13 protein-coding genes and 1 tRNA gene are annotated in these 15,990 nt (G+C 65.2%); 3 read left to right on the forward strand and 11 right to left on the reverse strand.

The window, feature by feature from the left end; genetic code table 11:
* Positions 1-4: 4 nt before the first annotated feature.
* The 3 genes from tagF to ACZ92H_RS00650 all read right to left on the reverse strand — a co-directional run bounded on the left by tagF (position 5) and on the right by ACZ92H_RS00650 (position 5,869).
* The gene (tagF, locus tag ACZ92H_RS00640; RefSeq protein ID WP_131372641.1) at positions 5-985 is read right to left on the reverse strand and encodes a type VI secretion system-associated protein TagF; all 981 of its coding nucleotides are present in this window, start codon (positions 983-985) and stop codon (positions 5-7) included.
* On the reverse strand, positions 982-4,791 hold the full coding sequence (tssM, locus tag ACZ92H_RS00645; protein WP_465048356.1) for a type VI secretion system membrane subunit TssM: 3,810 nt from the start codon (positions 4,789-4,791) through the stop codon (positions 982-984). Before tssM ends, tagF begins: the two co-directional genes overlap by 4 nt.
* Before the next feature lie 223 nt (positions 4,792-5,014).
* The gene (locus ACZ92H_RS00650) at positions 5,015-5,869 is read right to left on the reverse strand and encodes a M15 family metallopeptidase (RefSeq protein ID WP_465048355.1); all 855 of its coding nucleotides are present in this window, start codon (positions 5,867-5,869) and stop codon (positions 5,015-5,017) included.
* 128 nt (positions 5,870-5,997) lie between these two features.
* Here ACZ92H_RS00650 and ACZ92H_RS00655 point away from each other — a divergent pair, with 128 nt between their 5' ends.
* On the forward strand, positions 5,998-6,708 hold the full coding sequence (locus ACZ92H_RS00655) for a hypothetical protein (protein ID WP_465048354.1): 711 nt from the start codon (positions 5,998-6,000) through the stop codon (positions 6,706-6,708).
* A gap of 16 nt (positions 6,709-6,724) precedes the next feature.
* Here the strand turns inward: ACZ92H_RS00655 and ACZ92H_RS00660 are convergent, their stop codons facing one another.
* Together ACZ92H_RS00660 and ACZ92H_RS00665 are read right to left on the reverse strand one after the other, a co-directional pair.
* Positions 6,725-7,102 (reverse strand): VOC family protein, encoded by a 378-nt coding sequence (locus ACZ92H_RS00660; RefSeq protein ID WP_131372635.1) that lies wholly within the window; start codon positions 7,100-7,102, stop codon positions 6,725-6,727.
* Complete coding sequence (locus tag ACZ92H_RS00665; protein ID WP_131372633.1) at positions 7,099-7,890, reverse strand: alpha/beta fold hydrolase; 792 nt, start codon at positions 7,888-7,890, stop codon at positions 7,099-7,101. Before ACZ92H_RS00665 ends, ACZ92H_RS00660 begins: the two co-directional genes overlap by 4 nt.
* 336 nt (positions 7,891-8,226) lie before the next feature.
* Between ACZ92H_RS00665 and ACZ92H_RS00670 the strand changes: the two genes are divergently transcribed.
* A complete protein-coding gene (locus ACZ92H_RS00670) occupies positions 8,227-8,610 on the forward strand; it encodes a hypothetical protein (RefSeq protein ID WP_465048353.1) in 384 nt (127 codons plus the stop codon).
* A 154-nt stretch (positions 8,611-8,764) separates the two neighbouring features.
* Here the strand turns inward: ACZ92H_RS00670 and ACZ92H_RS00675 are convergent.
* A tRNA-Asn gene (locus tag ACZ92H_RS00675) sits at positions 8,765-8,840 on the reverse strand.
* Between the two features lie 353 nt (positions 8,841-9,193).
* On the opposite strand from ACZ92H_RS00675, the gene ACZ92H_RS00680 reads away from it, so the two are divergent.
* Positions 9,194-9,901 carry a GntR family transcriptional regulator gene (locus tag ACZ92H_RS00680; RefSeq protein ID WP_465048352.1) on the forward strand — a complete coding sequence of 236 codons (708 nt, stop codon included), beginning with the start codon at positions 9,194-9,196 and terminating at the stop codon, positions 9,899-9,901.
* Between the two features lie 89 nt (positions 9,902-9,990).
* Here ACZ92H_RS00680 and ACZ92H_RS00685 read toward each other — a convergent pair whose 3' ends face one another.
* The 5 genes from ACZ92H_RS00685 to ACZ92H_RS00705 form a co-directional block, all read right to left on the reverse strand.
* Complete coding sequence (locus tag ACZ92H_RS00685) at positions 9,991-11,289, reverse strand: NCS2 family permease (RefSeq protein ID WP_465048351.1); 1,299 nt, start codon at positions 11,287-11,289, stop codon at positions 9,991-9,993.
* Between the two features lie 71 nt (positions 11,290-11,360).
* Entirely contained in the window at positions 11,361-11,777 is a 417-nt protein-coding gene (locus ACZ92H_RS00690) for a GtrA family protein (protein WP_131372625.1), read from the reverse strand.
* Between the two features lie 114 nt (positions 11,778-11,891).
* Complete coding sequence (locus ACZ92H_RS00695) at positions 11,892-13,385, reverse strand: c-type cytochrome (RefSeq protein ID WP_465048350.1); 1,494 nt, start codon at positions 13,383-13,385, stop codon at positions 11,892-11,894.
* Complete coding sequence (locus tag ACZ92H_RS00700) at positions 13,382-15,040, reverse strand: GMC family oxidoreductase (protein WP_465048349.1); 1,659 nt, start codon at positions 15,038-15,040, stop codon at positions 13,382-13,384. The genes ACZ92H_RS00695 and ACZ92H_RS00700 overlap by 4 nt, the downstream gene beginning before the upstream one ends.
* Positions 15,037-15,696 carry a sugar dehydrogenase complex small subunit gene (locus tag ACZ92H_RS00705; RefSeq protein WP_465048348.1) on the reverse strand — a complete coding sequence of 220 codons (660 nt, stop codon included), beginning with the start codon at positions 15,694-15,696 and terminating at the stop codon, positions 15,037-15,039. The genes ACZ92H_RS00700 and ACZ92H_RS00705 overlap by 4 nt, the downstream gene beginning before the upstream one ends.
* Positions 15,697-15,990: the final 294 nt, after the last annotated feature.

Below are 15,990 nucleotides of genomic sequence, written 5' to 3' on the forward strand. Positions count from 1 at the left end.
TCCCTCAGGCAAAGGTATCGGCAAACAGGCTGCAGGCCGAACGCAGCGACAGCTGTTCCTGCTGCAGGCAGGCGGAAAACTGGCGCAGCGCCGGCTCCGACGCCAGCTGCTCGTCGACCCAGTCCAGCTGATCGAAGACGATCAGCCGTTCGCCGGCCGACTGCGGCTCGATGAGGGCGCGCAGGCCATGCGGATCGGCGCCGCAAAAACCGATCACCAGCACCGGCGCTTCATCGAGATGGGCGAAGAACAGCGCCAGCTCGAAATCGGCCTGGCGCAAAAAAGGCGTGAGCAGATGCAGCCACAGGCTGGCCACCCGTTCGCGCTCCTGCACGTCCTGCGGCAGCGGCAGCACCAGGCTTTTTTCCAGGCGTGGACGGCCGCTCTGGCGCACGGGGCGCAGCAGCAGGCCCAATCCCAGCAGCAGTTCGCGCACCGTCACGGGAAACGCGGGCGAGGCCAGCATGGCTTGCAGGCTGTGCACCGTCTGCGCCTGCAAAAAGGAGGAAAACTGCGCCGCATGGCCATCGGCGCCCGTGTCGATGTCCACCACGTTGCCGGCCAGCGCCAGCAGCGCCGCCCCCGGCTCGGCGCTGGCGACGATGCCGCGCGACAGCTGCTCCACCCTTTGCCACAGCGGCGCCAGCACCAGCGGGCTGCGGGCGACAAAGGCGTCGGGATCGTCGACTTCCAGCGCGCCCATGGCCATGAAGGGAAAGCGCCGGTGCGACTGGTCGCTGCTCGCTTCCAGGCGCCCCGCGATGGCGCGCCGGCTGCGCGTGCCGACGAAGGCGAAGCGCAGCGGCGGCAAGGCGTCGTAATTGAGTTTCCAGCGCGGTTCGGCTGTCAGGGCGCTCATCACTTGCGCCAGCCAGCCGTCGAGCAGCTGCACCAGCGCGTGGTTGTCGCAGGCCTTGATGAAATCGCCGCGCGCGGGGATCTTGCCAAAATAGCCCAGGCGCACCTGCTGCGGCCCGCGCATCATGGCGCCGCTCCGGTCAGCGCATTCGCCTCGTTCACGGCCGGCGCGGGGGCGGCCGTGCCGACGACGGTCTCGGGCAGCTGCATGCCGCGAAAGCCCTGTTCCTGCACCGCCGCAGTCCCGCCCGCGCCCGTGGTTTCCGCGCTGCTGGTGATTTTCAGGTCCAGCGCCACGGCCACGTCGCCGCGCGTCCAGCGCAGTTCGAACACGCCGCCGTCCTTGCGCTTCTTGCTGGCCGCATCGATCATGCGCTTCAAGCCAAACTGCCCCGGCTCGTTGAACAGTTCCACCGTGCGTCCGTCGAAGGTGACGGCGGTGATGCGCGCCCCCGGCGCGCCCTGCGGGCTGGGATGCACCATGTTCGTCCACTGGGCCGGCGTATTGCGGTAGCGTAGCTGCTGCCCATCGATCTCCACCGTGTATTCCAGCGTGCCCGGCGCGGGCGAAGGCTGGATCTGGAACACGGTCTGCGCCGCCGCCGAAGTGGCCGCCACGCCGCCCGCGCCCAGCGGCGCGATCCAGCCGGGGAAGCGCGCCACCACCTGCGGCGACAGGCTGATGCCCATGTCGGCCCAGGTGCGCGGCGCCAGCACGTCGCCGCGCCGCACCACCAGCGGCCCCATGGCGGTGGTGACGAACTTCGCCACCAGCCCTTCCGGACCGAAGAACTGGCCGATTTCCAGGTTGCTCGCCTCGATGCGCGCGGCGGGCGCGAACGGGTATTTATTGGCCAGCGATTTCTGGAACGGCTCATACACTTGCGCCGCCCAGGTCTTGTTGAGATCCAGCTCCGCCGGCGCGACGATGACGGCAAAGGTCTGCATCAGCGGGCGCACGAGGATGGGACGGATGGCCTGCTTTTGCGCGTCGCTCATCCCCGTGAGCATCTGCTCGTCGACCAGTTTCAAGGTATCGGCCAGTTCCGAGCCACCGCCTTCCAGGGTCTGCTGCATGAACTGGCGCGCGCCGGGGCCGGGGTCGCCCTGGTTCTTCAGCAGGTTCAGGCGGCTGCGCAGTTTCGACAGCGCTTCCAGGTAGGCGCGCATCAGCGAGGCATCCTTCTCGTTGGCGGCCATCAGCTTGCCCACGCCGGCAAATTCGCGTCCCACGGGTCCCATGGGCTTGTCCAGGCGGGCCGGGTCGATCTGCGCATTCAGGCCGGGATTCGATGTCAGCTGCGACGGCGCGCGGCGCAGCACCGTCTCCTTGAACCAGGCGATGATGCCCCGTTCGGCCTTGCGCAATTGCGCATTCTGCAGCGCCGGATTGTCCCACGACGTCTCCTGGTAAATGGTCGTCAGCAGCTTGGCGACCGGCGACGACTGCGGATCGCCCAGGCGGTTCATGGCCTGCACGGCGCCGTCAAAGCCTTTCAGGTCGACGACGGCCACGCCCTGCACGAACTTTTGCCACTCGCGCGCGTAGTCGGCCTTGTACATGGCTACCAGGTTTTTCTCGATCTGTTCCGGACTGCCTTCCAGCGTCAGGTCGTCGGTGGACGCGCTTTTCAGCACCCAGTCGGCGCTTTGCAGTTCGCGGTTGGCGGCATCGCGAAACGCTCCTTCGACAAATTGTTCCCATGCCTGGCGCGTGTAGGCGCCGGACACCGCGTAGCTGCCCGCCAGCAGCGCCTGGTCCTGCTCGCCGACGATGCGCGCCACTGTCATGCCGGGAAACCGCGTCGCGGCGCGCGCGCGGATATCGGCATACACGCGCTCGCGCGCCGGCATGCCGCGCACCACGCGGCGCAGGTTTTCCCGCGCCTGGTCGACCAGCGCCAGCTTCTGTTCGATGCGCGGCCACGACGGATCGGCCACCTGCGCCAGATAAAACGTCAGCAGCCGCTCGGCGCTGCGTATCATCTGCTCGCGCGGCATCACGCCGCGGTTCGCTTCCAGCCAGCCGCGCCAGAAACGCGTGAGCTGGTCATTCAGGTGGCTGCTTTCCGCATGCGTTTTATCGGCCAGCATCAGATAGGTTTTCAGCGCGTTGTAGGCATCTTCCACATTCGTCGGCGAGGCAAGCTGGTACTGCAAGGTGCGCGTGGCAGGCGAGGCGGCAGGTGCCGCGGCCGGCGTCTGCGGCGTGCGCGCCGCCGGCTGCAGCTGGTCGGCGCTGGCATTCATCTCCGCCAGCAAGCCTTCCAGCGCGCCCGCCACGGGGTCGAGCATGACGTGGCGGGCGCCGGCGAAATATTCCTCGCGCAGCTTGCGTTCGAGCAGCTCGCCCTGGTACAAGCCCATGCGCAAGGACCAGGGCCGTTGCGTGCGGTACGCTTCCAGCTGCTCGATGCGGTCCTGCAAGATCTCCAGCGCTTCCAGGCGCGACTGCAGATCCAGGCGCTGTTCCTGCAAGCGCACCACCTTGTTCAGATCGGCCTCGACATTGGCCACCAGTTGCCGGTTGCCCAGGTACGACCAGCTCCAGCCGCCCAGGCAGGCGCCCAGGGTCACGGTGGCGGCAAAGAAGATGGCGTACTTGAAACGCACCTTGTTGCGGCTGGCATAGTTGGCCACCAGGTGCTTGTCGGCAAAAATCACCTTGCGGAACAGGTCGAGCAAGAAATAACCATGCTGGCGCGCACCGGCCGGCGCCTCGGCCGGCGCAGGCGCGAAGGCCAGATCAAAACGGCGCGCCACCTGCCGCGAGGAGGCGCTGACGGGCTCGCCTTCCTGCAGCGCGCTGGTCAGATAAAAGCCGCGGAACACGGGCTGGAACTGGAACGGGTTTTCCTCGAACAGGGTGGCGATGAAGGCGCGCAAGGCGGGCTTGATGGCGGCAAATTCGAGCGGAAAAGTAAACACCCCGGCTGCCATCGCTTTGCGCTGGCGGTGCGCCATGTTGGCCAGGCTCAGCTCCGTCAAGCCATCGTGCAGCTCATCGAATGCCTGGTCAAAAAACGTCAGCAGGTCGGCCGTGGGCAGCTTGCGCTGGTAGGGCATGGTGGCGCCCCAGACGCGCTCGCGCTCGCTGCGTTCCGCGTCCGCGAAAAACTCCGTGAAGCCGGCGATCAGGTCCGCCTTGGTAAAGACGATGTATAGCGGAGCGAACACTTCCAGGCGCTCGATGACATCCTGCACGCGCTTCCTCAGGCTGCGCGCCAGCTGCATGCCGACATCGGGGTCGCCGTTCAATTCGGCGATGCTGACGGCGATGAGGATGCCGTTGATGGGCGCCTTGCGCCGGTACTTTTTCAGCAGGTCGAGAAAGCCGAACCATTCGCCGCGGTGCTCGTCGACGACGCTGTAGCGCCCCGCCGTGTCGAGCACGATGCCATCGGCGGTAAAGAACCAGTCGCAGTTGCGGGTGCCGCCCACGCCCTGGACGATCTTGCCGTCGGCGAAAGGAAACTGCAGGCCCGAATGCAGGATGGCGCTGCTCTTGCCGGCGGCCGGATTGCCGATGATCATGTACCACGGCAATTCGTACAGGGCGGCGGCGCCCGACTTGAGCCCCAGCTTGGAACTCTTGATGGTGTCGATGGCTTCCAGCATGCCCGTGCGCACGGCATCGAGTTCGCCGTGCCGGGGATGCGTCGTCGCGGCAGCGGAGGCGGCCTGCGCGGCGGCGATCTCGGCCTGGTTGAGTATCGCCTGCCCCAGCGCCTGCGCATCGCGCCGCGCGCGGCGCCGGCGCCACAGCCACATGCCCAGCCAGCTGGTGAAGGCGAACAGCAGCAGGGCCAATGCCCAGACCAGCGCCACTTCCAGCACCTCGGCGCCCAGGTAGAGGAATACGGCCAGGGCCACGAAACCAAGGATGGTCAGATGGCGGCGATCGGTAAGGAAATGCCAGAGTCTTCGCAGCATGGTGGGCCCAGGGTGAGGTCACAAAGCGGGATGGCCGCCGCAGGAGCATGAGCGGACCCGGTCGATCCTGACAGCAATGCGTGGCAACTTTGTTGACAAATAACAAGTGTTGAACGGCGGCGCCGTGCGGCGAAACGGGCACCATTGACGCGGCGCAATCATGCTTGCGCCTTTGAAAAAACTGCGGGCGCGCGGCGCTAGAATGGCTGGCGCGGCCTGTCAGTTAGTTGCTCGCTGCTGGCTTGCCCAGCACCTGGCGCTGCGGCAATTCCGTGTGGCCGAAGTCCATCATGGTCCAGCGCCCGCCCCAGCGCAGACCCACCGATTCGGCCGTCACGCCATATAAACGGTAGCCACGCATGGCCCACGCATTTTTTTCAGAAATGATGAGCTTTCCCTCATGCATGAACGCGCAATCGGCGGCCAGGCCGTACTGGTGATAGCTTTGAAAGGCCCGGGCGTTCGTCACGCTCGGGCCGGCCGCCGCCAGCAGGTTCTGGCGCGCGGGGCTGCGATAGCCTTCCAGCAAGACCATATCGTAACCATGCATCTCCTTCATGATCTTGAACACCAGCAGCAGGCGCTGCGCATAGGCGTGATCGAGCAATTGCCAGTTGCGGCTGGCGCCGCCCAGCAGCGGATGCAGCTGCGTCACCTCCGCCGTGGCAAACAGCAGCGGCGGCAGGGTCGGCGGCGGCACCAGCTGCTCGCCTTTCAGCAAGTCGCTGACCTGGTCATTGATGACGTGCTGCCGGTCGGCATAGCCACGCAGGGCGATGCGGTCACTGGACAGCCAGGCCAGCAACGGCGGCACGATGATCAGCACGCTGCCTGCCAGCGACAGCCAGCGGTGGCGCAGCAGCAACTGCCAGGTGCGCGCCATGCCCGAGCCCGTGTGCTGACGCACGCGCTGCCATTGCGCGCCGCCGCCCTGGTTCACGCGCCGGGCATGCCGCTGCACGCGCCAGCCCAGGTTGACCATGGCGTGCAGCACGACGGCGCGGCCGCCGGGAAACAGCAGCAGCCAGCAGGCGAAACAGGCAAGCAGGAAATACATCAGGACCAGGGCGACGAACATGGGGCGCTCCGTGACAGGGATCTGCGAAGGGCCGGACAACATGCCCGGCGGCATCGCTAGATCGTATGCGTGCGCGGCCCACATGAGCGCGGTTTACATCAAGCTCGATCCAGTTCGGAGGTGATATTTTGTCTGTACTGAAAACCGGAGACCAACCGCCGCGCGGCCCTAACCTGCTGGGCAAGGCCGACATGGCCGCCGCCCCCGCCGACGGCAACCGTATCTTGTCGCAGCTCGAACATGGCGCCGCCGCGCCCGCCCCATTGCGCGCGGCGCATTGGCGGCCCGGCTGGTGGCGCTGGGCGGCAGGCGGCGCCGGCCTGGCGGTGCTGGGCGCGGCCGTGCTCAGCTACGACCCGGCCAGCCGCTCCGCGCCGCGTTCTGTGTCGCCCGCCACGGCGGCAGTGCCGGACGCGGCAGCGGGCGCGCCGGCGGCAACGACGGCAACGGCGCTGCCGGCGACGGCCGGGCATGCGGCCACCATCGTCAACGAGGCGGGCCCTCCCCTGCCTCAGGTCGCGGTAGCAGCGGCCATTGCCGCGAGCGCGCCGCGCCGGGCGCCACCGCCCCTGCGCCAGGCCGCCACGCGCGCGCCCGCCGCCAGGCAAGCGAGCGCCGCCGTGAGCGACAGCGACGTGGCCTTGCTGACGGCCATGGTGGCGCATGCGCACCGGCAAGAAGGCACGGCAGCGCCCGTGCGCGACGTGGTGCTGCGCCAGGAAGGCGAGGAAACGGCGGGTCTGCTGCAGCGCTGCAAGCAGCTGGGCTTGATCGAAGGCATGCTGTGCCGCTCGCGTATTTGTTCAGGCCGCTGGGACAGCGATCCCGCCTGCCATTGACGGGGGCAGAAGGAGCCTAGGCGCGCTCGGACACTTCGATCAGGTTGCCGTCCGGGTCGCGCAGGTAGATGGAGCGGATAGGCCAGCTGGCGCCCGTGCGGGCCACGGGCCCCTCTTCGATCGCCACGCCGAGTCCGGCCAGGTGGGCAATAAAGGCATCGAGCGGCGCGGCCGCGATGAAGCACAGGTCGAGCGAGCCCGGCGTCGGCAACTTGGCCTTGGGCAGGAATTCCTTACCGTGCTCATGCAGATTGATCTTTTGCATGCCGAATTTAAAAGCATGGCGCCCGGCGCCGAAGGTTTCCAGCTGCATGCCCAGCACGCGCGTATAAAAATCGATGCAGGCGGTCTTGTCGCGCGTCGTCAATACCAGGTGGTCCAGATGGTCGATCATGTTGTCCTCGGGTGGGCGGGCACGTCCATGCGTCCCCGTAAAAAGCCGTCCATCAGCGCCAGCAACGCTGGCGGCTGCTCCTGGTGCGGCGTGTGGCCGCACTGCTCGACCATCGCCGGCATGGCGTTCAAGGCCTGCGCCACGATGGTATCGACCTGGGCCGCGCTGCCGTACTGGTCTTCCGTGCCCTGCACCACCAGCGCCGGACACTCCACCGAGGGCAGCAGGTATTCGATATTCCAGAACTGGAATCCATAGCTGAGCCAAGTGTCGGACCAGGCCTTGAAGATGGATTCGGTTTTGTCTCCGTGGTATTTCGCCAGTGCGCGCAGCTTGCCCGCGCCAAAGGCCGCGTCCGCCGTCCGGATACCGTCGAGCGTCATACTCTCCACGAATACATGCGCCGCCTCGGTGATGATGCCGCGCAGGCGTGGCGCTTGCTGCGCTGCATAAATCAGGGCGATGCTGCCACCATCGGAGTGGCCGATGAGAAAGTGATCCTGCCCCGGTATCAGCGCGGCGAGCACCTGCGGCAGCTCGCACAGCGCATAGTCGTGCAGGTAATGAATCTGGCGGCGCTGCGCCAGCGCCGAGGACTGCCCATAGCCGTGACGGTCGTACAGCAAGCCGCGGCAGCCCGTGGCCTGGCACAGTTGCAAGGGAAAATCCTTCCACATGGCACAGCAGCCGAGCCCCTCGTGCAGGAATACCAGATACGGCCTGGCAGGGTCGCCGTCGATCAGTTCGTAATAGATATCGGTGTCGGCGCTCAGGTTGAGTATCGGCATAGGCTAGGCTCGCAAGGGGTAGCACATCGTCAGGACAAACGGCCCCATTGTGCCATCCTCCGCCCAGGCTTGCGCATCACACATGGAAAAATAGCTTGTTGGAAAATCCAAGGACGACGCTGCGCAAACCTTTTGCGCCAGCACAAATGAGGGCCGCTTTTCACGGCCCTGGCGCCCCTTTTTGCCACGCCGTGCGCCTAGAATTCATATCTCCCCTCCCGGAGGACACGGCTACCTTATCAGCCAGGACGTGACACTGGCCGTCACGGCAACAGATAGGGCGTCTTGCCGCACGACGACAGGCGCGGCGTCCAAACTATCGATCAGGAGTACATCATGGAAATGAAAGTAGAACACCGCACCGGCAGCAACCTGGCTCTGGAAGAAACCGATGGACCGATGGAGCAGGACGGCCAAAGTGCCAAAGGTGCCGCCGCGCAGGACTTGAACCTGAGCGCCGCCGCCTTCACCACTTACTACACGTGGACCGCCAACGGCGTGCATCCTTCGGTCAACTTCACCAATGCCAACGTGAAAGCCAATTCGCGCGTACTGCTCAACATCAGCGAATATGGCGCGAATCCCCAGGACCGCTTCATCGGTGCGGCCCGCATGGCCGTGTACAACATCGCCCCCTACAATGGCGGCTTCCGGGCCTGGGTGGACATCTCGTGGGGCAGCCCGCTCAAGGTACGTTTCGACGTGTTTGTGGATCCCTGATCCGGGCAGCTCGCATGCCGATGCTGTCTGACACCCTCAGCGCAGCGTGGCGTACATCGGGAACACCCTGATGTGACAGGCGTGAAGCAGAAAACCGTACGCGCAAAACAAAAGGGCCACGTGTTGCCACGTGGCCCTTTGCTACTACTTGTTCTGGCTCCCCGACCTGGACTCGAACCAGGGACCTGCGGATTAACAGTCCGTCGCTCTACCAACTGAGCTATCAGGGAAAGGAGGCCGAATTATATACGTCAACAGTTCACATGTCCAGTTGCAATCGGCGCTGCGGCAAAAAACAGGGGGCTGGTGAAAGACGAGGCTGGTGCGCCATCGTCAAGCGGGTCCAGGTGCTCGCTAACCGTGCCACGCGATGTCAAGGCAGGCTTACGCCATACGGAGCAAGCCGGCGCAGCACCGTCGCGTCCGTCTGCGCGCCGCGCCGCAAGATAGTAGAATAGCCTTGCCTCCGCAGCATGGACGGCGCAAAACAGCATGAGCACGGGCCGCAGCGTTATCCACGCGGCGCCTCTGGCATGCACTTGCAAGGCCTGGCCTTGCCCCTGGCTTTCTGCTTCTACCTGACATGACCGAATCAAGCGCACCAGCGGTGGACAAGCCCAACAGCGGCGACAGCTCGGCCGAGATTGCCGACCACATGGCAGCGGCCATCGTGGCGCGCCAGTTGCCACCCGGCACCCGCCTGCGCGAAGAAGCGCTGTGCCGGCTGTATGGCGTCAGCCGCACCAAGATCCGCGCCGCCCTGCTGATCCTGTCCAAGGATAAATTGATACGCATGGTGCCCGACAAGGGCGCCTTCGTCAGCCAGCCCACGGAAGCCGAGGCGCGCGACATTTTCGCCGCGCGGCGCATCATCGAGGCGGCCCTGGCGCGCGAATTCGTCACGCGGGCCAGACCGGCCGACTACAGGATGCTGGAGCGGCACCTGAAAACGGAGCGCCAGGCGCTGACCCACGCGACGCCGCTGCGCTCGCAACTGCTGGGCGACTTCCATGTGCTGCTGGCCGACATCGCCGGCAATGGCGTGCTGCGCGATATCGTGCGCGAACTGGTGGGACGCAGCTCGCTGATCACCATGCTGTACCAGTCCGGCCACGATGCCGCATGCTCGTGCGATGAACACGTCCGCTTTCTCGACGCGGCGCGCAGCGGCGATGCCGACCTGGCCGCTCGATTGATGGTGGAACACCTGGCGCACGTGGAAGCGGCACTGCGCTTCGACGGCAGCGCCAGTGACGACAAGAAAGACCTGGTGGCGGCGCTGCTGATGTAAAACGTCGCGGCGCAAAAAAGGCCTTCCCTGCGGCTGCACGGAAGGCCTTTTTTACTGGCGGCAACTGGCTGGCCGCCGATGCGCGCTGCTTATTCGCCCAGGTAGATAAACTTGAACAGGAAGATGGCGGCGATGATGTAGGCCACCACCGATACCTGCTTGCCCTTGCCCGTCAACAGTTTCAATACCGCATAGGTGATGAAGCCGAAGGCCACGCCGCTGGCCACCGAATACGTAAACGGCATCATCAGGGCCGTGACGGCGGCGGGAATGCTTTCCGTGCTGTCATCCCAATCGATATACGTCAATTCGCGCAGCATCAGACACGCCACGTACAGCAGCGCGGGCGCCGTCGCGTATGGCGGCACGGTGTGCGCCAGCGGGGCGAAGAACAGGCTGCCCAGGAACAGCAGCGCGACGGCCACGGCAGTCAAGCCCGTGCGGCCACCGGCTTGCACGCCGGCCGCGCTTTCCACGAAGGCCGTGGTGCTGGACGTGCCCAGGCAGGCGCCGGCGGCGATCGCCGTGCTGTCGGCCAGCAAGGCCTTGTTCATGCGTTCCATCTTGCCGTCTTTTAATAAACCGGCGCGGTTGGCCACGCCCATCAGGGTGCCCGTCGCATCAAACAGTTCGACCAGGAAAAACACCAGCACCACGTTGACGATACCGATCGACAGCGCGCCCATGATGTCGAGCTTGAACAAGGTCGGCTCGATGGCGGGCGGGGCCGAGACGATGCCGTTGAACTGGTTGCCGCCAAAGAAAAAGCTGGCGATGGTGATGGTAAGGATGCCAATCAGGATGGCGCCCGGCACTTTCAGGCGATCCAGCGCGACGATGATGAAAAAGCCGAGAATGGCCAGGATGGGCGCCGCCTGGTGCAAGTCGCCCAGGGCGATGATGGTGGCCGGGTTCGACACCACCACGCCGGCGCTTTTCAGGGAAATGATGGCCAGGAACAAGCCGATGCCGACCGTGATGGCCGTGCGCAGCGCGGGCGGGATGCTGTTGATGATCATCTCGCGCACCTTGAACAGGCTGACCAGGATGAACAGGCAGCCGGAAATGAAGACGGCGCCCAGCGCCACTTCCCAGCTCATGCCCATGCCCTTGACCACCGTGTACGAGAAATACGCGTTCAGCCCCATGCCCGGCGCCAGCGCGATCGGATAATTCGCGTACAGGCCCATGATCAGGGTGCCGATGGCAGCGGCCAGGCAGGTGGCGACGAAGACGGAGTCTTTCGGCATGCCGGCGTCGCCGAGGATGGACGGGTTGACGAAGATGATGTAGGCCATCGTCAGGAATGTGGTCAGGCCGGCCAGCAGCTCCGTGCGCACATTGGTTCCATTGTCCTTCAATTTGAAATAGCGTTCCAGGAACTGCATGATTAACCCCTTGTTTTGGTCGGACCGGGCGCCGGCTTACAGCCACTGCGCCTCTTTTTATTACTAGATGCCTATTTCTTGCTGACGCTGGCCGGCTTGAACGCCCACCAGCGGCTGCCGGCAAAATTCCACATCAGGCCGATGCCTGTCGCCAACACCTGCGCCAGCCAGTAATACCAGCCCAGCTGGTGTACCAGCAGCCACATCAGGCCCGTATTGATGCACCAGCCGATGCCCAGCAGGGTGAAATACTTGCCCGCCGCCTCGCCATGTCCCTTCTCGCTTTTAAAGGTAAAAAAGTAATTGAGGATGTAATTGACGACGGAGCCAAGGATATAACCGAGGCCGGAAGCGGCCGCGGCGTTGATGCCCGCCCATTCGACGCCGCCCCACAGGACGCTATATTGCACGGCCGTGCCGGAAGCGCCGACGGCGGCAAAACGCAAAAACTGGTGATGCAGGGCATGCGAAGTGGTCGATGAAGACATGGTCAATTTTCAAATGGAACGGTAACGGAGCCGGCAAGAATAAAAAATGGCTACGATTGCTCGTAACCATTTTTCAGCCTGCATTTTACTGCAAGTTGCACCGAAGGTTCAGATTCACGTCCGCTGCGACGCGGCCGCACGGCGCTGGCGGCGCTGGCGCAGCCAGATAATCAGCGCCGCCAGCAGCAGGATGCCCGCCACGCCGGCGGGCAGCAGGAAGGGCTGCGCGCGGGCCAGCACGGGCTTGTCGCCGCCGCTGCGCGCCTGCGCCACATAGGCGGGCGTGACCGAGACGTCGGGGTTGCCGTACTGCTTCAGCACGTAGTTGGCGATCGAGGCGATCTGCTCGTCCGTGAGCGGCTGGACGTATGAGCGCCGGTCGAAACGGGGCATGAAGGCTTCGTGCTCTTCCCCTTCGATCTTGCGCTCGACGCCGAACAGGATGGCCGAGACCAGGTTGGCCGGCGTGGTGCCGCCCGTCGCCGTGTTGTGGAACAGGGCCGGATAGGCCTGGCCCGTGCTGCCGGCGCCGCTGGCCGAATGGCAGCTGGCGCAATAGCCGGAAAACAGCACGGCGCCGCTGTTGAGCGATTGGTGCTCGGTGGAACTGGCCATGCCGCGCAGCGATGCCTCTTCGCTGGCCGCGCTGCCATGGCTGAAGGCGGCCGTGGTCTGTCCCGGCGCGCGCACGGCCGGCACCGTGCGCAGGTACGCCACGATGGCCGCCACATCGTCGTCGCGCAAGAATTGCAGGCTGTTCTGGATGGCCTCGGCCATGCCGCCCGCCGCCTGTCCCTTGCCTTCCACGTGCCCTGTTTTCAGGTAGGCCGTGAGTTCCGCATCCGTCCAGGCGCCAATGCCGCTGACCTTGTCCGACGTGATATTGGGCGCATGCCAGGAACCCAGCGACGCGCCGGCCAGGGTCTGGCTGCCGATTTCCGCCATCAGCGCATTGCGCGGCGTATGGCAGGCGCTGCAGTGCGCCAGGCCTTCTGCCAGGTAGGCGCCCCGGTTGATCTGCGCGCTTTTCGCCGGGTCCGGCACGAAGCGCTTATTGTCCAGGAACAAGGTGTTCCAGCCCAGCATCGACAGGCGCACATTGAACGGAAATGGCAGCGCCGTCTGGCGCGCCGGTTCATCGACGGGCTGCACGGCCTGCATGAAGTAGTAATACAGGTCGCCCACGTCCGCATCCGTCAGCTGCGCGTAGCTGGTGTAGGGCATGGCCGGATACAGATGGCTGCCATCGGCGCGCACGCCTTCGCGCAGCGCGCGCGCAAAGTCGGCTTCCGTGTAGTGGCCGATGCCGCCCTTTCTGGATGGCGTGATGTTCGTCGCGTAGATCGTGCCCAGCGGCGAATCGATGGCATAGCCGCCCGCGTATGGCTTGCCGCCGGCCGCCGTATGGCAAGCCATGCAGTCGGCGGCGATGGCCAGGTAGCGGCCCCGCTCCAGGCGCGCATCGGGGCTGGCGGCCACGGGCGCGGCCGGGCGGTCCGGCGTCAGGGTGACGGGCGGTGCCGAGGCAGGCACGGATGCGGGCACGGCGGCAATGGCGCCGCCGGCCAGCAAGGCCAGGCCGAGGGCGAAGGACAGGCGGCGCATCATGCTGCCTCCCGTGCCAGGGTACGGGCGATATCGTCCGCCGCGCGCAAGCCGAGCGCGGCCATGCTGAGGGTCGTGTTGACGACGCTGGCCGACGGCATGGCGCCGCCGCCTGGCAGCCACAGGTTGGCGTGATCATGCGCGCGGCAATTGCCGTCCACCACGGAGTCGGCCCGATTGGCACCCATGATGACGCCGCCCATGATGTGGTTGTTGGCGTTCAGGCTGCTGGTGATATTGAATTCCACGGCGCCGAACAGCTTGCCGATGTGTTCCAGCTGCGCATGCGCGGCCTTGGCGCCATTGCGCACGTAGTCGCCCACGTCGTAATAAATGTCCGGGCAGGCCAGGCCCAGCGGGTCCTTGCGCGTCTTGCTCAAGGTCAGGCGGTTATGCGCCTCGGGCAACGGCTCCAGGCTGATCGACAGGTCCACGCCAAAGGCGGCGCGGCGGCGGATTTCGTCGTCGAGATCCTTGCCCACCAGGCCCAGTTTCAGCGACTGCTGCGTGGCCGGGCCGACCCGGGTGATGTTATTCAGGATCATCTTGTTGGCCGAATACTGCGAACGGAAGGCGCCGTCGCGCGGCCCCACCAGGCAGCTGCTCTGCGCCGGGCCACGACCCGTCCAGATCGGTTCATTGGCCAGGAAGGTACAGTGAAAACCGGAATGGTCCATCATGTTGCGGCCCACCTGGTCGGAACTGTTGGCGATGCCGTTGGGATTGTTCCGGTTGGCCGCCAGCAGCAGCAAGCGGGGCGTCTCGATGCCGTTACAGGCGATCACGAAGGCCTTGCCCGTGGCCATGTGCGACTGCTTCTTTGCGTCATACCAGTGCACGGCCGTCACGCGGTTGTTCTGGTCCGTGTCGATGCGGTAGACGACGGCCTCGGCCAGCACGCCCGCGCCCTTCAGCTCGGCGCGTTCAACATGGTGGATGCCGTTGTACATGGCGCCGATGGGGCAGATGGGCTGGCAATTGTTATTACCGCAGCAGGTGGGACGCCCCTGCCATGGACGCGTCGAGCGGCCTTGCGGAATCGGCACGGAACGGTAGCCGTGCGGGTTGACCACTTCGGCGAAGCGCTTGTCGCCATAACCCCAGGGCACCATGTCCATCGGGTAAGGCGCGCTGCGCTCGCTCGGCGACTGCAGCGCGGGATCGTTGGGACCGGCCACGCCCATTTCCTGCTCGGCGCGGCAATAGTACGGTTCCAGCTCATCGTAGGAAATGGCCCAGTCGCGCCCCACCCCGTATTCGCTCTTCATGCGCATGTCCGATGGCAAATGGCGCCAGCATGACGCGGCCCAGTGCCAGGTCGTGCCGCCCACCGTGCGCAGATAGCCCTGCTGGAAACTGCTGCCGCTGGGGCCGGACAGCTCCACGTAATTATTCTTCGGGAAATACAGGGGCGCCGGCGCGTTGTCCGCCTGTGGATACAGGCCCTGGAAGTCCGAGCCGACGCGGTTTTCGAACGGCATGTTGCGCCAGTTTTCCACGGCTTGCCCCCGCTCGATGCGCAGGCCCGCTTCCAGCATGATCACGGAATGGCCTTGCGCTGCCAGCTGGTCCGCCATCATGGCGCCGACCACGCCGGAACCGACGATGACGACATCGGCGACGACGTCGCCATTACTCTTGAATTGAGGGGATTTCATTTTGCTTGCTTGCCTTTCGGTTCGGGAGTGCCGGTGGTGGCCGGGGCGGGCACGGGTTTCGGCGCCACGGGCGCGGCAACGCGCACGGCAGGCGGCGCCTTCAGCCACCACAGGGGGCCGTAGTTGCAATACGTGGGCACGACCTGGCCATCGGCCACCGTGCGGTACATCAGCGCTTCCGCATAGGCGACGACGACGGACTTGCTGCCGTTGGCCGCATGGCCGGCTACCGTGCCCGTGTACCAGGCGGCGACGATGGCCAGCGCCAGCTCGCGCAGGCCCGGATCGGCGGCGGTGGCGGCCGCCAGCAGTGTCCTCGCTTCCTGCCCCGTGACGAGCAGTGCGCCCAGCCGCGGCAACTGCTCGGCAAAACCGGGCATGTTGGTGCGCATGGCGTGCTCGATGCGGCTTGCCGTGCCGGCCGACAGATCGCGGTGCCCCGTGATGGTTTGCGACAAGGTATAGAACAGCATGCTGCCGGGCACGGGCACGGCGGCCGGTGCACTCGCCGGCATGGCGGCCGACAGGGGATTGCTCCAGAAACCGGCCTGCGCCAGCAAGGCGGCCAGGCCGATCAGGACGTGGCGGCGGCTGATGCTGGGAAGCGGGGAGGATGGAGCGGATGCTGCAGATGGTTCGTTGCCTGGATGATTCATGAGACGAGACTCCCGCAAGACTTGTTGTTTTGTTGACTTGGATGATTGCGCTAAATCACATTTGAACAAATGAAATTCATCCCGTCATTATCCTACAGAAATAAATTGTTTGCCAATGTAGTATTACTACCGAACACGAGGCGCAAGATGGGGGAAACCGCTCGTGATCAAAGGCGATGCTTTGGCGCCTGGCGCCGTCTGCGAGCGCAGCCCCAGCGAGTCGCTGGCGCGCCAGCCAGGCAATTTCAGCGACCGCGCGCCATCGAGGGAAAAGTACGGCGGAAGGGATGTGGA

The organism is Janthinobacterium foliorum, assembly GCF_978021625.1.

What these genes read in the sequence shown, in the direction of transcription:
- tagF (WP_131372641.1), bottom strand. Translation starts at nt 985, where the DNA reads ATGATGCGCGGGCCGCAGCAGGTGCGCCTGGGCTATTTTGGCAAGATC.
- tssM (WP_465048356.1), bottom strand. Translation starts at nt 4,791, where the DNA reads ATGCTGCGAAGACTCTGGCATTTCCTTACCGATCGCCGCCATCTGACC.
- ACZ92H_RS00650 (WP_465048355.1), bottom strand. Translation starts at nt 5,869, where the DNA reads ATGTTCGTCGCCCTGGTCCTGATGTATTTCCTGCTTGCCTGTTTCGCC.
- ACZ92H_RS00660 (WP_131372635.1), bottom strand. Translation starts at nt 7,102, where the DNA reads ATGATCGACCATCTGGACCACCTGGTATTGACGACGCGCGACAAGACC.
- ACZ92H_RS00665 (WP_131372633.1), bottom strand. Translation starts at nt 7,890, where the DNA reads ATGCCGATACTCAACCTGAGCGCCGACACCGATATCTATTACGAACTG.
- ACZ92H_RS00670 (WP_465048353.1), top strand. Translation starts at nt 8,227, where the DNA reads ATGGAAATGAAAGTAGAACACCGCACCGGCAGCAACCTGGCTCTGGAA.
- ACZ92H_RS00680 (WP_465048352.1), top strand. Translation starts at nt 9,194, where the DNA reads ATGACCGAATCAAGCGCACCAGCGGTGGACAAGCCCAACAGCGGCGAC.
- ACZ92H_RS00685 (WP_465048351.1), bottom strand. Translation starts at nt 11,289, where the DNA reads ATGCAGTTCCTGGAACGCTATTTCAAATTGAAGGACAATGGAACCAAT.
- ACZ92H_RS00690 (WP_131372625.1), bottom strand. Translation starts at nt 11,777, where the DNA reads ATGTCTTCATCGACCACTTCGCATGCCCTGCATCACCAGTTTTTGCGT.
- ACZ92H_RS00695 (WP_465048350.1), bottom strand. Translation starts at nt 13,385, where the DNA reads ATGATGCGCCGCCTGTCCTTCGCCCTCGGCCTGGCCTTGCTGGCCGGC.
- ACZ92H_RS00700 (WP_465048349.1), bottom strand. Translation starts at nt 15,040, where the DNA reads ATGAAATCCCCTCAATTCAAGAGTAATGGCGACGTCGTCGCCGATGTC.
- ACZ92H_RS00705 (WP_465048348.1), bottom strand. Translation starts at nt 15,696, where the DNA reads ATGAATCATCCAGGCAACGAACCATCTGCAGCATCCGCTCCATCCTCC.